The organism is Vibrio sp. SCP2, assembly GCF_059295395.1.
The window spans coordinates 1-210 of sequence record NZ_JCAFVV010000055.1 but is presented as its reverse complement, the minus strand read 5'-3'; the positions used below and the strand labels follow the sequence as shown (position 1 = coordinate 210).

The following is a 210-nucleotide window of genomic DNA, read 5'->3' as shown; positions in this document are numbered from 1 at the left end:
CTACAGCTTTGAAGCTACTGGTGATGCTTCGCAGGCCCTTGCTAACGGTGAAGCTGCGAATGTACTGTTTACTTACACTGCGACCGATGGAACCGTAACTAAGACCAGTACCTTAACCATTACGGTGACCGGCACCAACGATGCACCGAAACTAACGGCTGATGTGGGTGAGGTAAAAGAAGACGCCACACTCACCGTGAATAAAGACAA

1 protein-coding gene is annotated in these 210 nt (G+C 49.5%); it reads left to right on the top strand.

From position 1 onward, the window contains the following. The coding region (locus AC5O63_RS22535; protein WP_494506279.1) for a VCBS domain-containing protein at positions 1–210 on the top strand (210 nt) is incomplete at both ends.